General features: G+C 66.4%; 22 protein-coding genes. 11 read left to right on the forward strand and 11 right to left on the reverse strand.

Going from position 1 to position 20,987, the window contains the following annotated elements; all coding sequences use genetic code 11:
- The first annotated feature begins 54 nt into the window (after positions 1 to 54).
- From ribB to ATE64_RS03810, 3 genes are read left to right on the forward strand one after another with little or no spacing between them, the layout of a single operon-like run.
- Entirely contained in the window at positions 55 to 1,326 is a 1,272-nt protein-coding gene (gene ribB, locus ATE64_RS03800; protein WP_058457510.1) for a 3,4-dihydroxy-2-butanone-4-phosphate synthase, read from the forward strand.
- Entirely contained in the window at positions 1,326 to 1,751 is a 426-nt protein-coding gene (gene ribH, locus ATE64_RS03805; protein WP_058457509.1) for a 6,7-dimethyl-8-ribityllumazine synthase, read from the forward strand. Before ribB ends, ribH begins: the two co-directional genes overlap by 1 nt.
- The gene (locus ATE64_RS03810) at positions 1,744 to 2,397 is read left to right on the forward strand and encodes a hypothetical protein (RefSeq protein WP_156416466.1); all 654 of its coding nucleotides are present in this window, start codon (positions 1,744 to 1,746) and stop codon (positions 2,395 to 2,397) included. Before ribH ends, ATE64_RS03810 begins: the two co-directional genes overlap by 8 nt.
- A gap of 46 nt (positions 2,398 to 2,443) precedes the next feature.
- On the opposite strand, the gene ATE64_RS03815 is transcribed toward ATE64_RS03810, so the two are convergent.
- Positions 2,444 to 3,529, reverse strand: a complete 1,086-nt coding sequence (locus ATE64_RS03815) for an alkene reductase (RefSeq protein WP_058457507.1) — start codon at positions 3,527 to 3,529, stop codon at positions 2,444 to 2,446.
- 113 nt (positions 3,530 to 3,642) lie between these two features.
- Between ATE64_RS03815 and ATE64_RS03820 the strand changes: the two genes are divergently transcribed.
- The 6 genes from ATE64_RS03820 to ATE64_RS03845 all read left to right on the forward strand — a co-directional run bounded on the left by ATE64_RS03820 (position 3,643) and on the right by ATE64_RS03845 (position 8,492).
- A complete protein-coding gene (locus ATE64_RS03820; RefSeq protein WP_058457506.1) occupies positions 3,643 to 4,554 on the forward strand; it encodes a DMT family transporter in 912 nt (303 codons plus the stop codon).
- 5 nt (positions 4,555 to 4,559) lie between these two features.
- Entirely contained in the window at positions 4,560 to 5,225 is a 666-nt protein-coding gene (locus ATE64_RS03825) for a COQ9 family protein (RefSeq protein WP_156416467.1), read from the forward strand.
- A 71-nt stretch (positions 5,226 to 5,296) separates the two neighbouring features.
- A complete protein-coding gene (locus ATE64_RS03830) occupies positions 5,297 to 5,548 on the forward strand; it encodes a FeoA family protein (protein WP_058457504.1) in 252 nt (83 codons plus the stop codon).
- Entirely contained in the window at positions 5,545 to 7,404 is a 1,860-nt protein-coding gene (locus tag ATE64_RS03835) for a ferrous iron transporter B (RefSeq protein WP_058457503.1), read from the forward strand. Before ATE64_RS03830 ends, ATE64_RS03835 begins: the two co-directional genes overlap by 4 nt.
- 33 nt (positions 7,405 to 7,437) lie before the next feature.
- Positions 7,438 to 7,992: a single-stranded DNA-binding protein gene (gene ssb, locus ATE64_RS03840; protein ID WP_058457502.1), complete on the forward strand. Its 555-nt coding sequence runs from the start codon at positions 7,438 to 7,440 to the stop codon at positions 7,990 to 7,992.
- Between the two features lie 29 nt (positions 7,993 to 8,021).
- Positions 8,022 to 8,492, forward strand: a complete 471-nt coding sequence (locus ATE64_RS03845) for an MmcB family DNA repair protein (RefSeq protein WP_058457501.1) — start codon at positions 8,022 to 8,024, stop codon at positions 8,490 to 8,492.
- 110 nt (positions 8,493 to 8,602) lie between these two features.
- On the opposite strand, the gene ATE64_RS03850 is transcribed toward ATE64_RS03845, so the two are convergent.
- The 5 genes from ATE64_RS03850 to ATE64_RS03870 all read right to left on the reverse strand — a co-directional run bounded on the left by ATE64_RS03850 (position 8,603) and on the right by ATE64_RS03870 (position 13,260).
- Entirely contained in the window at positions 8,603 to 9,232 is a 630-nt protein-coding gene (locus ATE64_RS03850; protein WP_058457500.1) for a riboflavin synthase, read from the reverse strand.
- Positions 9,233 to 9,240: 8 nt separating this feature from the next.
- A complete protein-coding gene (gene ribD / locus ATE64_RS03855) occupies positions 9,241 to 10,185 on the reverse strand; it encodes a bifunctional diaminohydroxyphosphoribosylaminopyrimidine deaminase/5-amino-6-(5-phosphoribosylamino)uracil reductase RibD (protein ID WP_058457516.1) in 945 nt (314 codons plus the stop codon).
- A gap of 29 nt (positions 10,186 to 10,214) precedes the next feature.
- On the reverse strand, positions 10,215 to 10,676 hold the full coding sequence (locus tag ATE64_RS03860) for a hypothetical protein (RefSeq protein ID WP_082657708.1): 462 nt from the start codon (positions 10,674 to 10,676) through the stop codon (positions 10,215 to 10,217).
- A gap of 287 nt (positions 10,677 to 10,963) precedes the next feature.
- On the reverse strand, positions 10,964 to 11,425 hold the full coding sequence (locus tag ATE64_RS03865) for a thioesterase family protein (protein WP_058457498.1): 462 nt from the start codon (positions 11,423 to 11,425) through the stop codon (positions 10,964 to 10,966).
- Positions 11,422 to 13,260: an aminopeptidase P family protein gene (locus tag ATE64_RS03870; RefSeq protein ID WP_058457497.1), complete on the reverse strand. Its 1,839-nt coding sequence runs from the start codon at positions 13,258 to 13,260 to the stop codon at positions 11,422 to 11,424. The genes ATE64_RS03865 and ATE64_RS03870 overlap by 4 nt, the downstream gene beginning before the upstream one ends.
- A 166-nt stretch (positions 13,261 to 13,426) precedes the next feature.
- Between ATE64_RS03870 and ATE64_RS03875 the strand changes: the two genes are divergently transcribed.
- A complete protein-coding gene (locus ATE64_RS03875; protein WP_058457496.1) occupies positions 13,427 to 15,496 on the forward strand; it encodes a S9 family peptidase in 2,070 nt (689 codons plus the stop codon).
- 176 nt (positions 15,497 to 15,672) lie between these two features.
- Here ATE64_RS03875 and ATE64_RS03880 read toward each other — a convergent pair whose 3' ends face one another.
- From ATE64_RS03880 to ATE64_RS03900, 5 genes are all read right to left on the reverse strand, one after another.
- Positions 15,673 to 16,296 (reverse strand): HAD family phosphatase, encoded by a 624-nt coding sequence (locus ATE64_RS03880; protein WP_058457495.1) that lies wholly within the window; start codon positions 16,294 to 16,296, stop codon positions 15,673 to 15,675.
- Positions 16,297 to 16,390: 94 nt separating this feature from the next.
- Entirely contained in the window at positions 16,391 to 16,516 is a 126-nt protein-coding gene (gene ykgO / locus ATE64_RS03885; RefSeq protein ID WP_003046794.1) for a type B 50S ribosomal protein L36, read from the reverse strand.
- A 171-nt stretch (positions 16,517 to 16,687) separates the two neighbouring features.
- Positions 16,688 to 18,148 carry an RNA polymerase factor sigma-54 gene (gene rpoN / locus ATE64_RS03890; protein ID WP_058457494.1) on the reverse strand — a complete coding sequence of 487 codons (1,461 nt, stop codon included), beginning with the start codon at positions 18,146 to 18,148 and terminating at the stop codon, positions 16,688 to 16,690.
- Between the two features lie 140 nt (positions 18,149 to 18,288).
- The gene (lptB, locus tag ATE64_RS03895) at positions 18,289 to 19,101 is read right to left on the reverse strand and encodes an LPS export ABC transporter ATP-binding protein (protein WP_058457493.1); all 813 of its coding nucleotides are present in this window, start codon (positions 19,099 to 19,101) and stop codon (positions 18,289 to 18,291) included.
- A gap of 101 nt (positions 19,102 to 19,202) precedes the next feature.
- Complete coding sequence (locus tag ATE64_RS03900) at positions 19,203 to 20,012, reverse strand: division plane positioning ATPase MipZ (protein ID WP_058457492.1); 810 nt, start codon at positions 20,010 to 20,012, stop codon at positions 19,203 to 19,205.
- An 83-nt stretch (positions 20,013 to 20,095) separates the two neighbouring features.
- On the opposite strand from ATE64_RS03900, the gene panC reads away from it, so the two are divergent.
- Complete coding sequence (panC, locus tag ATE64_RS03905) at positions 20,096 to 20,935, forward strand: pantoate--beta-alanine ligase (protein ID WP_058457491.1); 840 nt, start codon at positions 20,096 to 20,098, stop codon at positions 20,933 to 20,935.
- Positions 20,936 to 20,987 lie beyond the last annotated feature (52 nt).

Consider the following 20,987-nt stretch of genomic DNA (forward strand, 5'->3'; position numbering starts at 1 on the left):
GTGGAATGTGATATCTGGATTGACAATCACATTGTGATGTGAGACATCGTCGCCATGTCCACACAGCTCATCGACCGCATCCGCTCCATCGTCGACGAAGGGACCATGTCCCGCTCGGGACTGGCGCGCGCCGCGGGCCTTCACGCCAACAGCCTTCGCGATCTCGATTCGGAAAGCTGGAACCCCACCGCCGACACGCTGCGCAAGCTGGAAAACTGGCTCGCGACCGGCAGCGACATCTCCCCGATGGCAACGCCCGAGGAGATCATCGCCGAGGCGCGCAACGGCCGCATGTTCATCCTCGTCGACGACGAGGATCGCGAGAATGAGGGCGACCTGGTCATTCCCGCGCAGATGGCGACCCCCGATGCGATCAATTTCATGGCGACGCACGGGCGCGGCCTAATCTGCCTGACGCTGACGCGCAGCCGCGTCGAGACGCTCGGGCTCGAACTGATGAGCCGCAACAACGGCACCCGCCATGAAACCGCCTTCACCACCTCGATCGAGGCGCGCGAGGGCGTGACCACGGGCATTTCGGCCGCCGACCGCGCGCGCACGGTGTCGGTTGCGATCGACGCATCGAAGGGCCGCGACGACATCGTCACCCCCGGCCATGTCTTTCCGCTGATCGCGCGCGACGGCGGCGTGCTTGTCCGCGCCGGCCATACCGAGGCGTCGGTCGACATCGCGCGCCTCGCGGGGCTCAACCCCTCGGGCGTGATCTGCGAGATCATGAACGACGACGGCACGATGGCGCGGCTCGACGACCTGATCCCCTTCGCGCGCCGCCACGGGCTGAAGATCGGAACGATCGCCGACCTGATCGCGTATCGGAGCCGCACCGACCGGCTGGTCGAATGCGTCGCCGACGAACCGTTCGAATCGGATTATGGCGGCGACTGGCGCCTCAAATCCTATCGCAACAAGGTCGACGGCAGCGTCAATCTGGTGCTCCAGAAGGGGCCGGTCGACCCTGCGGGCGTCACGCTGGTGCGCATGCACGCGGTCTCGATCTTCGACGACATCATGGGCCGCCCCGGCCCCAGGAAACGCCGCCTGCAGCGCTCGATGGACGCGATCGGCGAAGCCGGTGCCGGCGTCATCGTGATGCTGATGCGTCCGCTTCCTGGGTCGGCCGACGCCGAACCGGCGGCACCGGGCGCCGGCATGGACCTCAGAACCTATGGCATCGGCGCACAGATCCTCGCCGACCTTGGCGTTCATGCGATGGAATTGCTCACCCCCACCCACAGCAACATCGTCGGACTCGAAGGCTATGGCCTGTCGGTCGTCGGCGAACGCCCCATTCCCGGAGAAGCCTGATGGCGCACGTCCTGATCGTCGAAGCCCGCTTCTACAGCCATCTCAACGACATGCTGATCGACGGCGTGAAAAGCGCGCTCGAGGCCGAGGGGCACAGCCACGACACCGTGACCGTCCCCGGCGCGCTCGAAGTCCCCGCCGCGATTTCGCTCGCCGCCGACAGCGGACGCTACGACGCCTATGTCGCATTGGGCGTCGTGATCCGCGGCGAAACCTATCATTTCGAGGTGGTCTCGAACGAGAGCGCGCGCGGCATCATGGCGCTGACGCTCGACGGGCTTGCGATCGGCAACGGCATCCTGACCGTCGAGAATGAAGAACAGGCGCTTGCGCGCGCCGACAAGACGCGCAAGGATAAGGGCGGCGAAGCGGCGAAGGCCGCGCTCGCGATGCTGGCCCTGAAGGAACAATTCGGCATTGGCTGATCGACCACCCCCCAGCCGTTACTCCGTCGTCGAGCGCGGCGGGCGGCTGGTGGTCATCGACCGGGAGACCGGCCAGACCCCGCTCAGCGCCGCCGAGCGCATGGACCTGCACGACCGCAGCCTGGGCGTCGAGCCGATCCGGCCCACCAAAGCGAGCACAGCCCCCGACCTATCGGCCGCGGCGCGAGCCGAATCGGGGCTGAGCGCGCGGCCCGCACCCGTCCAGCAAGCCACGCCGGCCGCGACCGAGGGCAAGGCGCGCGTCGCCGCCGCGATCGCCGAGCGCGGCAAGCGGCCGTGGAATCAGCAGCCGAGCGATCGGCCCGTCCTGCAATCGAACGCAAAGCCTGCGCGAATCGCCGACAGGCCCGCGCCGCAAGCAGGCGGCCGCAAGACGATCGTCACCGGCAAATGGTGGGATGCCAAGGGTCCGCGCACCCTCGAACTGGGCCCCAAGGGTCAGCAGGTGCTGAGCGGCGGTTTCGTGACGCTGTTCTTTGTGGTCGTCGCCGCGGCGATCGTGGCGCTGATCGTCCAGCCGATCCTGCTCTTCGTCGGCGCCTTCCTGCTGTTCCGCTTCGGCGGCAATATCCTCGGCCCGATCGGCGCGGGGATCGTCGACAAGGCGATCGCCGAAAAAGGATAGGGCCGGAACGGTCGCCCGCCCGGCCCTTCGCTCGCTTTCGGTTGCGTTACGCCGTGACCAGCGCCGGATAGTCGGTGTATCCCTCGGGGCCCGGAGAATACCAGGTTTGCGGGTTGTCCGCGGCCCATTCGGCGCCGGTGCGGATGCGCTCGACGAGGTCGGGGTTGCCGATGAAGGGCCGTCCGAAGGCGATCGCGTCGGCGAGACCGCTGGCAAGCGCGTCTTCTGCCTTCGCCACGTCATAGTCGCTGTTGAGGATCAGCGGACCCTTGAACGCCTGGCGAATCGCGGGCGACTGTTTCGGCACGTCGGTACGGCCGAACGTGCCGTCGGGGCCGGGCTCGCGCAGTTCGAGGAAGGCGATGCCGAGCGCATCGAGCGCCGCCGCCGCCGCCGGGAACAGCTTTTCGGGCGCGCTGTCGTCGACGCCCTGCGTTTCGCCGTTGGGCGACAGGCGCACGCCGACGCGATCGGCACCCCAGACCGAGACCAGCGCCTCGGTAACTTCACGGAGCAGGCGGATGCGGTTTTCGACCGGCCCGCCATAATCGTCGTCGCGCAGGTTCGACCCGTCGCGCAGGAACTGGTCGATCAGATAGCCGTTGGCGCCGTGGAGCTGCACTCCGTCGAAACCGGCCTTCTTCGCATTCTCGGCAGCCTTCGCATAATCGGCGATCACACGCGGAATCTCGTCGAGGCGGAGCGGGCGCGCTTCCTCGAGGTCGAGGCGCCCGACCGGCGTATGCGCGCGGCCGACACCCTTGGTCGCCGAGGCCGACACCGGCTGCTTGCCGTCGTTGAACACCGAATGGACCAAACGGCCCATGTGCCAGAGCTGCGCGACGATGCGCCCGCCCGCGGCGTGGACCGCGTCGGTCACCGGCTTCCAGCCCTCGACCTGTGCCTCGGTCCACAGGCCCGGCGCGCTCGGCCAGCCGAGACCTTCCTGCGAGATGCCGGTGGCTTCGGAGATGATCAGCCCCGCCGCGGCGCGCTGGCGATAATATTCGCGCGCGAGCTCGTTGGGCACGAAACCCGGGCCGGCGCGGCCGCGCGTCAGCGGCGCCATGATGATGCGGTTCGGCGCCTCGATGGCGCCCAGTTTGATCGGATCGAACAGCGATACGGCCATGGTTCCTCCACGTCTCACTTTATTCGCGACGGCCCCATCGGTCGTCGCTATGGCCCGCGAAGCTATGGACGCCGCGGCGCCGGCACAATGGTGGGTAGCAAAAGAAAATCTAAATGACAGCCAAGATCGAACGCCTCGACGCAGAGACCCGAAAGGGCGTGGCATCGACCCGCTGGGCGTTCCTCGCGCTGCTCGGCGGCAATATCGCGCTATCGATCGGCGCGATGCTCGTGCGGCTCGCCGATACCGGGCCGACCGCTTCGGCCTTCTGGCGCATGACCCTCGCGCTGCCCTTTCTCCTCGCGCTCGCGTGGCGCGAGAGCGGCGGGCGGCTGCCGCCGCGCCCCGCGGTCGGCATTGCCGCCGCGGCGGGCGTATTCTTCGCGCTCGACCTCGCCGCCTGGCACCTCGGGATCCTGCAGACCAAGGTCGCCAACGCGACGCTGTTCGGCAACTCGGCCAGCCTGCTGCTCGTAATCTGGACGATCGTCGTGACGCGCGCGTGGCCGCGCGGGTGGCAGGCGCTTGCGATCCTGTTCGCCTTCGCGGGGTCGGCGCTGCTGATGGGCCAGAGCTATGAGCTTTCGCCCGCCTATCTGGTCGGCGACCTGCTCAGCCTGCTCGCGGGGGTGCTCTACACCGGCTATGTCATCCTGATGCAGCGCGTGCGCGGGACGGTCGCGCCCTGGACCGCGCTGTCGATCGCCTCGTTCGTCTGCGTCCCGATCCTGCTTGGCACGGCGCTCGCGCTCGGCGAGCGGGTGATGCCGCACGACTGGAGCCCGCTGATCCTGCTCGCGCTGACCAGCCAGATCGTCGGGCAGGGGCTGATGACCTGGTCGCTCCCGCGCTTCTCGCCGCTCGTGATCGGGCTGACGCTGCTTGTCCAACCCGCGATCGCAGCATTCGCGGGTTGGATCGTCTTCGACGAGCTGCTCGGCCCGGTCGATATTTTCGGCGGGATGCTGGTCGGCGCGGCGCTCGTCTTGATCCGGTTGCCGAGCCGCGCCGCGCGGCCTATCTGATGCGCATGGCTACCACCCTTCCCGCCGACCCGACCCTCGACGAGATCCGCGCCGCGCTCGCGCCGCTGATCGCGGACAATGCGCCGTTCGACGGCTTTAGCACCGGGGCGCTCGCCGACGCAGCGACGCGCCTCGGTGTCGATATCGACGTCGCGAAGCTCGCCTTTCCCGGCGGTGCGCGCGACATGGTCGACGCCTGGTTCGCCGATATCGACGCGCGCATGGCCGAACGCTGGCCGGCCGAGAAGCTCGCCACGTTGAAAATCCGCGAGCGGATCACAACGCTCGTCGAGACGCGCATCGCCCTGCTCGCGCCCAACCGCGAATCGCTGCGCCGTGCGCTCGCCCTGCTGGCGCTTCCGACCAACGCCCCGCACGCGGCAAAGCTCGGCTGGCGCGCCGCCGACCTGATGTGGAAGCTCGCCGGCGACACCGCGACCGATTTCAACCACTACAGCAAGCGCACGATCCTCGGCGCCGTCTATGGATCGACGATGGCGGTGTTCCTGAACGACGAGAGCGAGGATTTCGCCGAAACGCGCGCTTTCCTTGCGCGCCGGATCGATCAGGTGATGCGGTTCGAAAGCTGGAAGCACCGCCGCGCCGCGCGCGGCATCGAACGCCCGAGCCTCGCGCGCTTCGTCGGGCGGCTGCGCTATCCGGGGCGCTGATTAAGCGGGCGCAAGGACGCAGGCGCAAAGGGGGCTGGCATTCGCCAGCCGATATTGATAATCGCTCGCAAATGACAGCCTTGCTCGATAGGGCGCCCCTGGGCGTCGCGGTGCGCATCACGCGCATCGACTGGAATGCGATATCGGTCGACGAAGGCCGGCGCCTGCGCGAATTCGGGCTGATGGAGGGCTGCGAGATCGTGCCGCTCCATCGCGGCAGCCTCTTTTCGCGCGACCCGCTGGCGCTGACCATCGGCCGCATGAAGGTCATCATCCGGTCGCGACAGGCCGCGGCGATCGAGGTCGAGCCGGCAGCGGCATGACCGGTCCGATTCCTTCCATCGCCCTGGTCGGCAATCCCAATGCCGGCAAGTCGAGCCTGTTCAACGCGCTGACCGGCGCGCGGCAGAAGATCGCCAATTACCCCGGCGTCACCGTCGAGCGGAAGGCGGGTCATGCAAGCTTCGCCGACGGACGCCCGATCGCCCTGATCGACTTGCCCGGCACCTACAGCCTGACTCCTGCGAGCCTCGACGAGGCGGTGACGCGCGACGTCGTGCTCGGCAAACAGGAGGGCGAGAAGCGCCCCGACGCGCTGATCGTCGTCGTCGACGCCGCGAACCTCGACAATCATCTCTGTTTTGCGCTGGAACTGCTCGCGCTCGGCCTGCCGACGGTGGTGGCGCTCAACATGCTCGACCTTGCCGAGCGCGACGGGCTGACCCTCGATCCCCAGCGGCTGGCGCGCGAACTCGGCGTACCCGTCGTCCCGACGGTGGCGGTGCGCAAACGCGGGCTCGCCGATCTTCTCGAAGCGGTCGATGACGCGATCCGCACGCACGAGCCGCGCGAAGTCGTCCCCGCGCCGCGCAGCGACGCTTCGCTCCACCAGCGCGCCCGAGCGCTCGCGCGCGCCGCGACGCTCAGCGAGACGCCGGTCCGGCGCTGGACGCAGCGCGTCGATTCGATCGTGCTCCACCCGATCGGGGGCTTCGCCCTCCTGCTCGCGCTGATGTTCGTGATGTTCCAGTCGGTCTATGCTGCCGCCGAGGCCCCTGCCGATTTCCTCGAGAGCGGGATCGGCATGCTGCAGGGCTGGGTGGTCGACACCATGCCCGACACTTTCCTGCGCGGGCTGATCGTCGAGGGGGTGCTCGCCGGGGTCGGCGCGGTGATCGTCTTCCTGCCGCAGATCCTGATCCTCTTCCTCTTCATCCTGCTGCTCGAGGCGTCGGGCTATATGGCGCGCGCGGCATTCCTGATGGACGGGCTGATGGGCAAGGTCGGTCTGTCGGGACGTGGCTTCATCCCGCTGGTGTCCAGTTTCGCCTGCGCGGTACCGGGGATCATGGCGACGCGCGCCATTCCCGACGAAAAGGACCGACTGACGACGATCCTGATCGCCCCGCTGATGACCTGTTCGGCCCGGATGCCCGTCTATGCGCTGGTCATCGGCGCCTTCATTCCGGCGCGAAACGTCGGCGGAACCCCGGTCGGCCTCCAGGGCCTCGTCCTCTTCGGCCTGTTTTTGAGCGGCATCGTCGGCGCGTTGCTCGTCGCCTATGTCCTCCGCCGGTCGGTGACCAGAGGCAATGCCGCGGGCTTCATGATGGAAATGCCACGCTATCAATGGCCGCGCGCGCGCGACATCGCGATCGCGCTGTGGCAGCGCGCGTGGATATTCCTGCGCCGCGCGGGCACGATCATCGCGATGACCACCGTCGTCCTCTGGCTGCTGCTGAGCTTTCCGAAGGCGCCCGTGGGGCAGAGCCAGGTCGAATATAGCGTCGCCGGCCGCATCGCGAGCGGCCTCGAAGTGGTCGTCAAGCCGATCGGCTTCAACCATGACATCGCGCTCGCGCTGATCCCTGCGATGGCGGCGCGCGAGGTCGCGGTGTCGGCGATGGCGACCGCGAATGCGATCGATGCCGACGGCGACGAGGCGGCGATGGCCGAGACGCTGGGCGAGCGGCTGCAGGGCAAATGGAGCCTCGCGACCGCGCTCGCTTTCCTCGCCTGGTTTGTCTTTGCGCCGCAGTGCATTTCGACGATCGCGATCACCCGGCGGGAGACGAACGGGTGGAAATGGCCCATGTTCATGGTTGGCTATTTGTTCCTGCTCGCCTATGCCGCAGCAGGTATCACTTACTGGACAGCCGTCGCCTTTGGCCTAGGCTGATCCTTCCAACTTTTGAGCGGAGCGGAGCGGCGGATGGCTGGCAGCGTCAACAAGGTAATTCTTATCGGCAACCTCGGCGCCGATCCCGAAATCAAGTCGTTCCAGAACGGCGGCAAGATCGCCAATATCCGCATCGCGACCTCCGAACAGTGGAAGGATCGGATGACCGGCGAGCGCAAGGAGCGCACCGAATGGCATAATGTCGTCATCAACGGCGACGGGCTGGTCGGCGTCGTCGAGCGCTACCTCAAGAAGGGCTCGAAAGTTTACATCGAAGGCTCGCTGCGCACCCGCAAGTGGCAGGACCGCGACGGCAACGACAAATATACGACCGAGGTCGTGATCGCCGGCATGGGCGGCACGCTGACCATGCTCGACGGCGCGCCCGGCGGCGGCGGCGGCGGTTCGCGCGGCGGCGACAGCTGGAACCAGGGCGGCGGCGGATCGAGCGGCGGCTGGGATCAAGGCGGCGGCGCGTCGGGCGGAAGCTCGGGCGGCGGCTGGAACCAGGGCGGTGGCGGCAGCTCGGGCGGTAGCGGCGGACGCCCGCCCTTCGACGACGATCTGGACGACGACGTCCCGTTCTGACGGTCTGGCCGTTCCGAGGACTTTGACCCATGGCGACTGACCTGCTGACCGCCGCGGATGTCGCGCGCGGCGTATGCCGGCTGTTCGCGCAGCAGGGGCTGGTCGCGATCCCCGAAGTGACGCTGCCCAACGGGCGGCGCACCGACCTCACCGCGATCGACGCCAAGGGAAATATCACGATCGTCGAGATCAAGGTCAGCCGTGCCGACCTGCACGGCGACGGCAAATGGCCCGACTATTGCGACTGGTGCGACCGCTTTTATTGGGCGCTGGCATCGGGACTCGACCCAGCGATTCTCGATACACCCGATTATCGCCCGGAAAGCTCGGGCCTGATCATCGCCGACCGCTATGGTGCGGCGGTCGTTCGCGAGGCCGCGAACTGCAACCTCGCCCCAGCGCGGCGCAAAGCCGAGCTGCTGCGCATCGGCCGCGTCGCGATGCGGCGGTCGATGATCGCAGCGGATCCCGAGCTGGCAGCGAGCTGGATCGAAGGTTAGCCTCTTTCAAAATCGTCGTCATTGCGAGGAGCCGAAGGCGACGCGGCAATCCAGAGTGTGCATAAAGTCGCTCTGGATTGCTTCGCTTCGCTCGCAATGACGAGTAGGAATTAGGCCCCGCGCGCCTGCATCCGCGCGAGATAGCGCGCGAGGATGTCGATCTCGAGGTTGACCGGGCGGCCCGGGACCGCTTCGTCGAGCGTCGTCATCTCCTGTGTGTGCGGGATGATGTTGAGCGTGAAATGCGCGGCTCCGCCCGGCTGGTCGCTCACCTCGTTCACGGTCAGCGATACGCCATCGAGGGTGATCGAACCCTTGGGCGCAATGTGGGGCGCGAGCTCGGCAGGCGCCTCGACCGTCACCTTGACGCTGTCGCCGACGGGCTCGACCGCGACGATGCGCCCGACGGCGTCGACATGGCCGGTGACGATATGCCCGCCCAGTTCGTCGCCGATCTTGAGCGCACGTTCGAGGTTCAGGCGGCGCCCCGCGTCCCACATGCCCGGGGCCGTGCGCGCCAGCGTTTCGGCGCTGGCGTCGATCGCGAACCAGCCGCCGGGGCCGTTGCTACCCTCGTCGACGCCCTTGTCGACCACCGTCAGGCACGCCCCCGAGCAGGCGATCGACGCGCCGAGGTCGATGCCATCGACGTCGTAGCGCGTGCCGATGACGAGGCGGGTGTCGCCGCGATCCTCGCGGCTGCGGATGGTGCCGATGTCGGTGATGATGCCGGTGAACATAAAAGCCCTCAAATGATCCTGATGCGCTCGTAGACGTCGAGCCGGTCGCTGCCAAGCAGGCGGCTGTCGGCGAGCCGCCAGCGGCCGTGCGCGTCGGCGAGGTCGGAGAGGCCGATGTCGCCGAGCGCTGGCTTGCCGCCCCCGATCAGGATCGGCGCGCGGTAGAGCAAAAGCCGGTCGACGCGGTCGGCGGCGACGAAGGCCGAGGCCGCGCCCGCGCCGCCCTCGACGAGCAGCGAATCGACGCCCGCCACCGCAGCGGGCGAGGCGACGGCGGTCCAGCCCTCGGTCGGCGCGCCCGATGTCAGCACCAGCCGTTTCGGGCTGCGATCCTCAAGACCCGGCAAGCGGACATCGAGCGTCGGCGCATCGGCCGCGAGCGTGCCGCGGCCGACGAGGATCGCCTGATGGCTCGCGCGCTCGAGATGGCCGTGGGCGCGTGCGCGCTCCCCCGTGATCCAGCGGCTCGACCCGTCGGCCATCGCGATACAGCCGTCGAGCGAGGTGGCGAGCTTGAGCGTCACGAACGGCCGCCCTTCGCTCTGCCGCGTCCACCAGGGCGCCATCGCGGTCCGGGCCTCGGCGGCAAGAAGGCCCGTCTCGACCTCGATTCCTGCCGCGCGCAGGCGAGCGATCCCGGCGCCGTCGGTGCGCGGGTCGGGATCCCGCGTGGCGATGACAACGCGCGCGATCCCCGCCGCGACGAACAGGTCGGTGCAGCAGGGCCCGCGCGGGCTGGCGTGCGCGCAGGGTTCGAGGCTGACATAAGCGGTCGCGCCGCGCGCCGCATCGCCCGCAGCGGCCAGCGCCACCGCTTCGGCGTGCGGGCGCCCGCCGGCCTGGGTCCAGCCGCGCGCGACGACACACCCGTCCCTGACGATCATGCACCCGACATTGGGATTGGGCGCCGACGCCGGCCGGCCGCGCCGCGACAGCGCGACGGTGGCCGCCATCCAGTCGGCGTCGGAAGGCGGCCGCTGCATCAGGGCTGCGTTTGGGCGGCCGGACCGCGGGCCGCGCGTTCGGCAAGCGTCGAGCGCTTCGGCGGTGCGGGCTTCTTCTCTTTCGCCGCCGCCGCGACATCTTCGCCCAGCGTCTCGCGCGTCACCTTGTCGGCCTCGCTCGAATCATAGTCGATTCCCAGGCTGTCGGCGAAGCGCTGATACTCGGCACGCTTCTGCGCGTTGCGGAGTGTCGTCTCCTTGGCACGCTTCACCCAGTCGGCGCGAATATCGGCCTCGCTGCGCGTCGCCTGCCAATTTTCGAAATAGACGATCGTCGGCTTGGGCTTTTCATACGGGATGAGATATTTGGAAAACCCCCAGATCACCACGATCGGCAGCACGATCGCGACGCCCCAGCTCGCCCAGCGATGCGGACGCGGTTCGCGGATGTAGGCCCAGAAATCGGCGATCCCGCCGCCGACATCCCAATTGTTGAACATTCCCATGACGCCAATTTAGGGGATGTTGGCGCGATTGGCGAGAGGCGCGTCGATTGCGCGATGTGACCGATGGTAACGTTCTCGATTGCAAAAAATGCAATTACGGATGCTCTTTTCGCAGTTGCAGCATTCATTGTGCAGTGCAATAACACACTTGCCTTTTAGGCATCCTCTCCCAAAACTTTCACGGGCCGCCTTCGGGCGGCCCTTTTTTTGCCGTTTGCGGCAGAAAACCCGACTTTTTTGATCGAGAAATACGATCCGGTTCGAATCGGACCGGCCGCGAATCAGCCCTGAACGGGTGTGCGCGATTCGAATCGCCGCACTTCGGCAATGAAGCTGCCCGGCAGCGGCGTCGGTTGCCCGCTGTCCGAATCGATATGCGCATAGCTGATTTCGATGTCGGTCAGCCGCTCTTCGCCGCGGAAAATCCCGCAATGGAGCGTAAAGCTCGTCCGCCCGAAGGCGCTGATCCGCGCCGCGATCGTGATCAGTTCGTCGAGGCGGGCCGGCGCATGATAGTCGATTTCGCAATGCGTTTCGCGAATGTCTGTACCATATTGGTGAAAATAGGGGCCGGGCTGCCCTTCGCCAAGCGCGCGGAAATATTCGGTCACGCCGATATCGGCATAGACCAGATAATTGCCGTTGAAGACGATATTCTGGCCGTCGATCTCGTTGAAACGCACGCGCACACGCTCCTGCACACGAAAATCGGCGAGCGGCACGGCGCTGCGGGCGTCAGTCATGCGGCGAGCGCGGCGGGAGTGCGGTCGAGCGGCGCACAGGCGGCCTCGAGCCAGGCGCGCTCCTCGCCCGCCATGCCCGCGCCGAGCTTCTCCAGCACCTCGGCATGATAGGCGTCGAGCCAGTCGGCCTCGGCGTCGGACAACAGCGCGACGTCGACGAGGTTCTGCGCGATCGGGGCGAAGGTGATCGTTTCGAACCCCAGCATCTCCTCCTCGGCGCCCGCGATGCTCTGCGGGGTGACGATGACCAGATTCTCTATGCGGATCCCGAAATGGCCCGCCTTGTAATAGCCGGGCTCGTTCGAGAGGATCATGCCCGCGTGGAGCGGCTCCTCGGTCCCGGCCTGCCCGCCGGCGGGCTTGGCGATGCGCTGCGGCCCCTCATGTACCGCCAGATAGGTCCCGACGCCATGCCCGGTGCCATGGGCATAATCGACCCCGTCGGCCCAGAGATACTGGCGCGCGAGAATGTCGAGCTGGCTGCCGCGCGTCCCCTTGGGGAAGCGCGCGGTCGCAAGCGCGATGTGGCCCTTCAGGACCTGCGTGAAGCGGCGGCGCATCTCGGCGGTCGGGGTGCCGATCGCGATCGTGCGCGTAATGTCGGTTGTCCCGTCGGCATATTGCCCGCCCGAATCGACGAGGTAAAGCGTGCCGGTCTCGATCGCGCGATTGGTCGTCTCGTCGACCTTGTAGTGCGGCAGCGCGCCGTTCGGCCCGGCGGCCGAGATGGTGTCGAACGACAGATCCTTGAGCGCGCCGTTCGCATCACGGAATTCGCGAAGCTTCGCCGCGGCGCCGAGTTCGTCGAGATTCCCCTCGGGCGCGACCTCTTCCATCCATTTCAGGAAACGCGCGACCGCGACGCCGTCGCGGACGTGCGCGGCGCGCGTGCCGTCGAGTTCGGTGTCGTTCTTGATCGCCTTGGGCAGCACCGCAGGGTCGCGATGGCGCTCCACCTTTGCACCCGCCGCTTCGAGTGCGGTGAAGATTGCGGCGACGGCGCGGTCGGGATCGACCGCGACCGCCTTGCCCGACAGGTCGGCGAGCGCCGTCTCGAACGCGTCGCGATCGTGGATCCGCACGCTGTTGCCGAGATGCGCGCGCACCGCGTCGGTGACCTTTTCGGCCGCGATGAACAGATCGGCGGTCGCGTCGGCATGGAGCAGCGCGAACGCGAGCCCGACCGGCGTGTGGCTGACGTCCTGCCCGCGGATATTGAAGGTCCAGGCGATCGAATCGAGCGCGGTCATCACCGTCGTGTCGAGACCCTTGGCTTTCAGCCAGTCGGCGATGATCTCGCGCTTTTCGACCGCGCTCTGGCCGGCCAATGCCGTGTCATGGACCGTCACCACCGCGTTACTCGGCGCGGGCTGGTCGTCCCACGCCGCGTCGAGCGGGTTCGGCGTCACCGCGACGAGGCTCACGCCCTTCGCGGCGAGCGCCTTTTCCAGATTCCGTGCCCAGTCGATGCTGTGGAGCCATGGATCGTAACCGACCTTCTGCCCCGCACTGACATTGGCACCGAGCCATTCGGCAACGCTCGACTGCGGCACGCCGACATAGTCGAACAGCGTGCCATCGACCTGATCGCGCACCTGCACCGTATAGCGCCCGTCGACGAACACCGCGGCCTTTGTCGGCAGCACCGCCGCGGTCCCGGCCGAGCCGCCGAAGCCTGTCAGCCACGCCATGCGCTGCGCATAGGCGCCGACATATTCGCTCATATGCTCGTCGCTGATCGGCACGACGAAGCCGCCGAGGCCGCGCGCGGCGAGTTCGGCGCGGAGGCGGGCGAGACGCTCTGCGTAAATAGTGCCGGGGACGGGGCTGGACATGGCTGGTTCCTTGTTCCTACATCGCAGCCATCCTGCCCGATCGGGGCGATGCTGCGGGGTTTTCAATGCGCGCTATTTGGATGTTTCTGGCCGCAATTACCACCCCGCTTGTCGCGTCCCCGAGTGCCTTTGCCCCAGCTGCCCTTGCCCAAGAGAAAGAGACGAATTGACCAACAGCCCCGCCGCCCCGGTCGCCGACAGGCGGCCCCACGAGACGACCCTGCACGGCACGACGCTGTCCGACCCCTATTACTGGCTCCGCGACCAGAGCTATCCGGTGATCGATGACGCCGACATCCTCGATTATGTGAAGGCCGAGAACGCCTATTTCGACGCGACGATGAAGCCTCATGCAAAGCTGGTCGAGACGCTGTTCCAGGAGATGAAGGGCCGCATCAAGGAAGCCGATTCGAGCGTGCCGCAGAAGGACGGCGACTGGCTCTACTGGGTCGAGTTCGAGGAAGGCGCCGAGTATAAGAAATGGTACCGGAAGCCAGCGTCAGGCTCGGGCGAGGCGCAGCTGATCCTCGACGAGGTCGCGATGGCCGCAGGCAAGGAATATTTCCGCCTCGCCGAGCTGTCGATCAGCCCGAACGGCAAGCTGATGGCCTATTCGTTCGACGACAATGGATCGGAGCGGTTCGAGGCGCGCGTCCGCAACCTCGAGACCGGCGAACTGCTGCCCGACGTCATTCCGGGCACGCTGTCGTCGCTCGTCTGGACCTCGGGCAACGACGCGATCCTCTATGGCCTGGCGAACGAGAACTGGCGCACCGACAATGTCCGGCTGCACAAGCTCGGCACGCCCGTCGCCGACGACAAGCTGCTCTACAAGGAGCCCGACATCGGCTTCGGGGTCGGGATCGGAAAGACCGCGGCCGACAATTATATCGTGATCGCGACGGGCGACAACGAGACGAGCGAGGTCTATCTGCTCCCCGCCGACAATCCCGAAGCCCCGCTGCAACTCGTTTCGGCGCGGCAGAAGGGCCGCGAGTACAGCGTCGACGAACGCGACGGCACGCTCTACATCCACACCAACGACGAGCATCCGAATTTCCGTGTGGCGACCGCGAGCATCAAGGCGCCGGGCAAGTGGACGACGCTGATCCCGGGATCGGACCACAGCTACATCACCGGCCTGTCGGTGTTCCGCGACTATTTCGTGATCGAGGCGCGCGAGGACGGACTCGATCAGGTCGATATCCGCCGCTATGACGCGCCGCTGACCCCCGGCCGGATCAAATTCCCCGAGGCCACGTACGTTGCGGGTCTCGGCGACAATCCCGAATATCATCAGGACAAGCTGCGGCTCGACTATGAATCGATGGTCACCCCCGACACCGTCTATGACTATGATCTCGCGACCGGCAAGCTCGAGACGCTGAAGGTGCAGGAAATCCCTTCGGGTTATGACGCCACGCAATATGTAACCGAATGGGTTAATCTGCCGAGCCGCGACGGCAAGACGATGATCCCCGCCTCGCTCGTTTACAAGAAAGGGACGAAACTCGACGGCAGCGCGCCGATGCATCTCTATGCCTATGGCAGTTACGGCTACCGCGTGCCGCCGGGCTTTTCGACGACGCGGCTCAGCCTCGTCGATCGCGGCATGATCTATGCGATCGCGCATGTCCGCGGCGGCGACGACATGGGCCGCGCCTGGTACCTTGCGGGCAAGACGACCGAGCGCAAGAACAGCTTCAACGATTTCATCGACGTCGCCAAGGGGCTGATCGCGAAGAAATATACCTCGGCCGGCAAGATTTCGGTCGAGGGCCGCTCGGCGGGCGGGCAGGTGATGGGCGTGATCTATAACGAGGCGCCCGAGCTTTGGGGCGCGGTGCTCGCGGGCGTGCCCTTCGTCGACGTCATCAACACGATGGTCGACGACACGCTGCCGCTGACCCCGGGCGAATGGCCCGAATGGGGCAATCCGGTCACCGACAAGGCCGCGTTCGATTATATGCTGAGCTACAGCCCCTACGACAATGTGACCGCAAAAGCCTATCCGCCGATGCTGGTGTCGGCGGGGCTCAACGACCCGCGCGTGACCTATTGGGAGCCCGCGAAATGGGTCGCGAAGCTTCGCGCGACGCGCACCAACGATGCAACCTTGTTGCTGCGCACCAACATGGGCGCGGGCCATGGCGGCAAATCGGGCCGCTGGGGCGCGCTGCGCGAGGATGCCGAGGAATTCGCCTTCGTGCTGACGCAGCTCGGGGTGGAGAAGTAGATTTCCGAATATTTCACGCGAAGGCGCGAAGGCGCGAAGAGATCGCGTTGGCCGCAAAGCGGCTTTCTTTTCCGACGCCGCGACAAACCGGGCGGATGAAAAGCCAAAAAAAGCCTGTCGCCCGAGCCGACCTCTTCGCGCCTTCGCGTCTTCGCGTGAAATAAGATGGGGCCTGCTTAGCTGGTCAGAAACCCCCGCGCGATCAACTCGCGTTCCAGCGTCGCCGCATCGACGAACTGGTGCCCCGCTATGCCGACCGATTCGGCGCCCGCGATATTGTGCGCGACATCGTCGATGAAGAACGCGCCCGCGGGATCAATGCCGAATCGCTCGATCGCGAGGGCGTAGATCGCCGGGTCGGGTTTCATCAGCTTTTCGGTGCCCGAGACAATGATGCCCTGAAAGCGGTCGAACGCCGGCTGGGTCGGGCGGAATCCTTCCCAGAATTCGTGCCCGAAATTGGTGATCGCGAACAGCGGCACGCCCGCCTCGTCGAGCCGCTCGACCAGTTCGAGGCTGCCGGGCATCGGTCCCGGGATCGTCTCGTTGAAGCGCGTCGCATAGGCGTCGATCAGGGGCGCATGCGCCGGATATTCGGCCTTCAGCTCGGGCAGCATCTCGGCGAGCGGGCGGCCGGCGTCGTGCTGGAAATGCCATTCGGGCGTGACGACGTTGGTCACGAACCATTCGAGCTGATCCTGATCGTCGATCAGTTTCGCGAAGAGATGGCGCAGATCCCAGTCGAACAGGACGCGGCCGACATCGAAGATCACGCATCGGCGAATTATGGGGCGAATCATGCGTCCTCCAGACACGCGAAAGCGCCGCCGGAAGCATCCGACGGCGTTACGCTAGCTTGGCTATGCGCGCGGGACATAAGTCCCGGCAGGACGTTCAGCCCTGGCGCGCCTTGAAGCGGCGGTTGGTCTTGTTGATCACATAGGTGCGGCCACGGCGACGGATAACGCGGTTATCCCGGTGGCGGTCCTTCAGCGACTTCAGGCTGTTGCGAATCTTCATGATCTCTGTCCGTAAATCTTGGCGTATTGACGCGAAGCGGCGCAACTATGGGGAAGGGCGGAAAAAGTCAACCGCCTGCCGCCCCTTTTTCGTCATCCCGGACTTGATCCGGGATCCATATAGCACCGAAGTCGTGGACCCCGGATCAAGTCCGGGGTGACGAGGAGAGAATTACCCCGCCAGCGCCTTTTGCCGCCGCCGCTGCACCGACGAGCCATAGCCCATCGCCTCGCGATATTTGACTACGGTGCGCCGCGCGATGTCGTGACCCTCGGCCGAGAGCTTCTGTGCGATCGTCTCGTCGGAGAGGATCGCCTTGGGGTCTTCGGCCTCGATCATCGCCTTGATCCGGCTCTTCACCGCCTCGGCCGACACCGCGCCATCGCCCTCGGTCGCCGAAATGCCCGACGAGAAGAAATATTTGAGTTCGAACAGCCCGCGGGCGCAGCTCAGATATTTGTTGCTCGTCACACGGCTGACGGTCGATTCGTGCATGCCGATCTCCTCGGCGACCTGCCGCAAGGTCAGCGGCCGCATATGCGCGACACCGTGCAGGAAAAACCCCTCCTGCTGCTTCACGATCGCGCTCGCGACCTTGACGATCGTGCGCTGGCGCTGGTCGAGCGCGCGGACGAGCCAGTTGGCGCCGGCGAGTTGCTCGGACAGCCACGCCTTGCTCTTCGCCGCCGCGCCCTGCGCGAGTTCGGCATAATAGCGGCGGTTGACGAGGAGCCGCGGCAGGGTGCCGCTGTTGACCTCGACCGCCCAGCCCTTGGCCGTCTGGCGCACATACAGGTCGGGCACCACCGCCTGTGCGCCCTCGCCGCCATATTTGAGGCCGGGCTTGGGATCATAGCCGCGCAGCTCGCGAATCATGTCGGAGAGATCCTCGTCATCGACCCCGCAGATGCGTTTCAATTGCGGGAAGGCGCCCTTCGCGACGAGATCGAGGTGCGCGATCATGGTGGCCATCGCGGGGTCGTAGCGGTCGGCCTCGCGCGCCTGGATCGCGATGCATTCGGCGAGATCGCGCGCGCCGACGCCGGAGGGATCGAATAGCTGGATGCCCGCCAGCACCGATTCGAGCAAGGCGAGCGGCACGCCAAGTTGCGCGGCAAGCTCGGCGAGGTCGGCGCGCAGGTAGCCCGCCTCGTCGATCAGCGCGACGAGCTGGCCCGCGACGATCGCCTCGATCCCGTCGAACCGCTCGCCGACCTGCGCCATCAGATGGTCGTGGAGCGTTCCGTCATGCTCGGCAAAGCTGTCGAAGTCGATGTCCTCGCTCGCGCCCGACAGACCGACCGAATCGCTCGCGCTGTCGTGATGAAAGCGTTCTTCGCCGAAATCGACGTCGAGGTCGTCGGCGGTGCCTGCGTCAGAGGAAAGCGCCTGGTCGGTATCGGTCTCGCCCGACACCGCGGCGACGGGGGCTTCATCGCCGCCCTCATCGGATCCGCCATCATCGCGGTCGGCGGGCGAGGCGTCGAGGAGCGGATTGCCCTCGAGCACCTCGGCCAGATAGGCCTCGAGTTCGAGGTTCGACAGCGCAAGCAGTTTGATCGCCTGCTGTAGCTGCGGCGTCATCACCAGCGATTGCGACTGGCGTAAATCGAGGCGCGGACCCAACGCCATCGGCGTTTAGTTCACTATCTTGCGCGCTCCCGCGAAGGCGGGAGCCCATCTCCGGTCGGCGCCATCTTGAAACCACCGGAGATGGGTCCCCGCCTTCGCGGGGACACACGGATTTTTTTCTTGGTGTAAGACACCAAAGGTCAAAGCGAGAAGCCCTCGCCGAGGTAGAGGCGGCGCACCTCGGGGTCGGCGACGAGTTCGGCCGGCGAACCGGCAAGCAGCACCTTGCCGTCGTAGATGATCGCGGCGCGGTCGACGAGGTCGAGCGTCTCGCGCACATTATGGTCGGTGATCAGGACGCCGATGCCGCGCGTCTTGAGGTCCGCGACGAGATCGCGAATGTCGCTGATCGACAAGGGATCGATGCCCGCGAAGGGTTCGTCGAGCAGGATGATCGAAGGGTTTGCGGCGAGCGCGCGGGCGATTTCGGCGCGGCGCCGTTCGCCGCCCGAGAGCGCCATCGCGGACGAATCGCGCAGCCGCGCCAAACCGAATTCGTCGAGCAGCTCCTCGAGCCGCCGTTCGCGCGACACCTTGTCGGGTTCGGCAAGTTCGAGCACCGCGCCGATATTCTGTTCGACGGTCATGCCGCGAAAGATCGAGGTTTCCTGCGGCAGATAACCGAGGCCAAGGATCGCGCGGCGGTACATCGGCAGCGCGGTGATATCCGACCCGTCGAGCATGATACGCCCGGCGTCGGGCTTCACCAGCCCCATGATCGAATAGAAGCAGGTCGTCTTGCCCGCGCCGTTCGGGCCGAGCAGGCCGACGACCTCGCCCTTCGCGACCGACAGCGAGACATCCGACAGGACGACGCGCTTGTCGTAGCTTTTGGCGATCGAGATGACGGCGAGTCCATTGCCCGCGGCCGCATCGTCCCGGACATGCGCCCTGTGCTCGGCGACGCCATGATCGTCGCTGGTCATCGTGCCTGTCGTGGATTCGTCGGTCATACGCAGCTTGGATCCGTTCTAGCCCCCGTGCGGCGTTACCCCAGCGACGCGCCCGCGGTCAATCTGGCAAGATTATTGCAGGGCCGGAAGAACGGGATGAATCAGGCGGCGGCGAACAGGTCGCCGTCGGGGTGCATCCGCTCGCGCGCGGGCAGGTTGAGCCCTGCCATCGCCTCGCGCAATTCCTGCCGCGCGACGACGTGGCCGATCCCCATGCCGCCGAGATGCGCCTTGTCGAGCAGCGTGAGGCCGGCAGGGAAAAGCTCGCGATAGATCACGCGCTCGCCGAGCCCCGGGATGACGCGGAAACCGACGCGGCGCGCGAGCTGGGTCAGCGCCTCGCCGACGCGGCGCATGTTGTGCGCGTCGACGTGCTGGAGGCGGTTGCGGAGGATGATCCAGTCGATCGTCCGCCCGTCGGTCTTCGCGCGCGCCTTGCGGGCGTCCCAGATGAGCTCCGAATAAAAGCTCGGCCGCGTGACCTGGAACGTCTCGGGATCGACCTGCCCGATCAGGTCGAAGTCGATGAAGCTGTCGTTGATCGGTGTAACGAGCGTGTCGGCGCTCGTTGCGAGGTGGCGCGCGAACACATCGTCGCGGCCGGGGGTATCGGCGACGAAATAGTCGACGTCTTCGGTCAGCCGCTCGACCTGCGCGTCGAGTTCCTCGATCGTCGTCCCCTCAAACACCTCGAACTGCGGCGTCGGCAGCGCGATATCGCGGCGCTTCGCCGTATTTTCGCGATTCTCCAGATAGCGGTGGAAGGTACGCTGGCGCGGGTCGAGGTCGATCCCGGCAACGCGCCAGCCCTGACTCGCCAATGCGACCGCGAAATGCACCGCGCAGGTCGATTTGCCGGTCCCGCCCTTCTCGTTGGCGAAGATGATGCGGTGCGGGGCGGGCTTCGTCATGGCCGTTGCGATTTTCCTGTTGGCGGCGCATGGCAGCCGCTTGGGGTGGCAGTTGGGCCGCCAATATCGGAGGGCGGGCGGCCGTGCAAATCATCCGTGACATTGCGACGCTCCACCGCGCGGTCGACGCGCTGAAGCAAGGACGCAAAAGCGTCGCGCTGGTGCCCACCATGGGCGCCCTGCACGAGGGCCATCTTTCGCTCGTTCGCATGGCAAGGCGCGTCGCCGACCATGTCGTCGTGTCGATCTTCGTCAACCCGACGCAGTTCGGCCCGAACGAGGATTACGCCGCCTATCCGCGCGACGAGGCAAAGGATGCCGCGCTGCTGGTCGAGGAGGGCGTCGCGCTGCTCTGGGCGCCCGATGTCGGGGTCATGTACCCTGCCGGTCATTCGACGCATATCGAGGTCGCCGAGCTCGGCGCCGACTATTGCGGCGCGGTGCGCCCTGGCCATTTCGACGGGGTTGCGACCGTCGTCGCCAAATTGTTCAACCAGGTCCGTCCCGACATCGCGATCTTCGGCGAAAAGGACTGGCAGCAGCTCGCGATCATCCGCCGGATGGCGCGCGACCTCGATTTCGCGCTCGATATCTTGGGCGCACCGATCGCGCGCGCCAAGGACGGGCTCGCGCTGTCGTCGCGCAACGCCTATCTGACCGCAGCCGAGCGCAAGGCGGCCGCCGCCTTTCCGAACGCGCTGAAGGCTGCCGCGAAGGCGATCGCGGGCGGCGCCGACGTCGCCGGGACGCTGGCGAAGGCCGAGGCGGAGATCGTCAAAGGCGGCTTCGACAGCGTCGATTATGTCGCGCTCGCCAGCGCCGACAGCCTCGAAAGATTGACCGAGTTCAGCGAGCCCGCCCGCCTGCTTGCGGCAGCACGGATCGGGAAAACGCGCCTGATCGACAATCTTGCCGTCGGCTGATCGCGTCAAAAATCCCCGCATTTCTGCCGGTTGTCGCGGCTATCCACAAAAA

The organism is Sphingopyxis sp. H073 (assembly GCF_001468395.1).
In the GTDB taxonomy this organism is placed as follows: Bacteria; Pseudomonadota; Alphaproteobacteria; order Sphingomonadales; family Sphingomonadaceae; genus Sphingopyxis.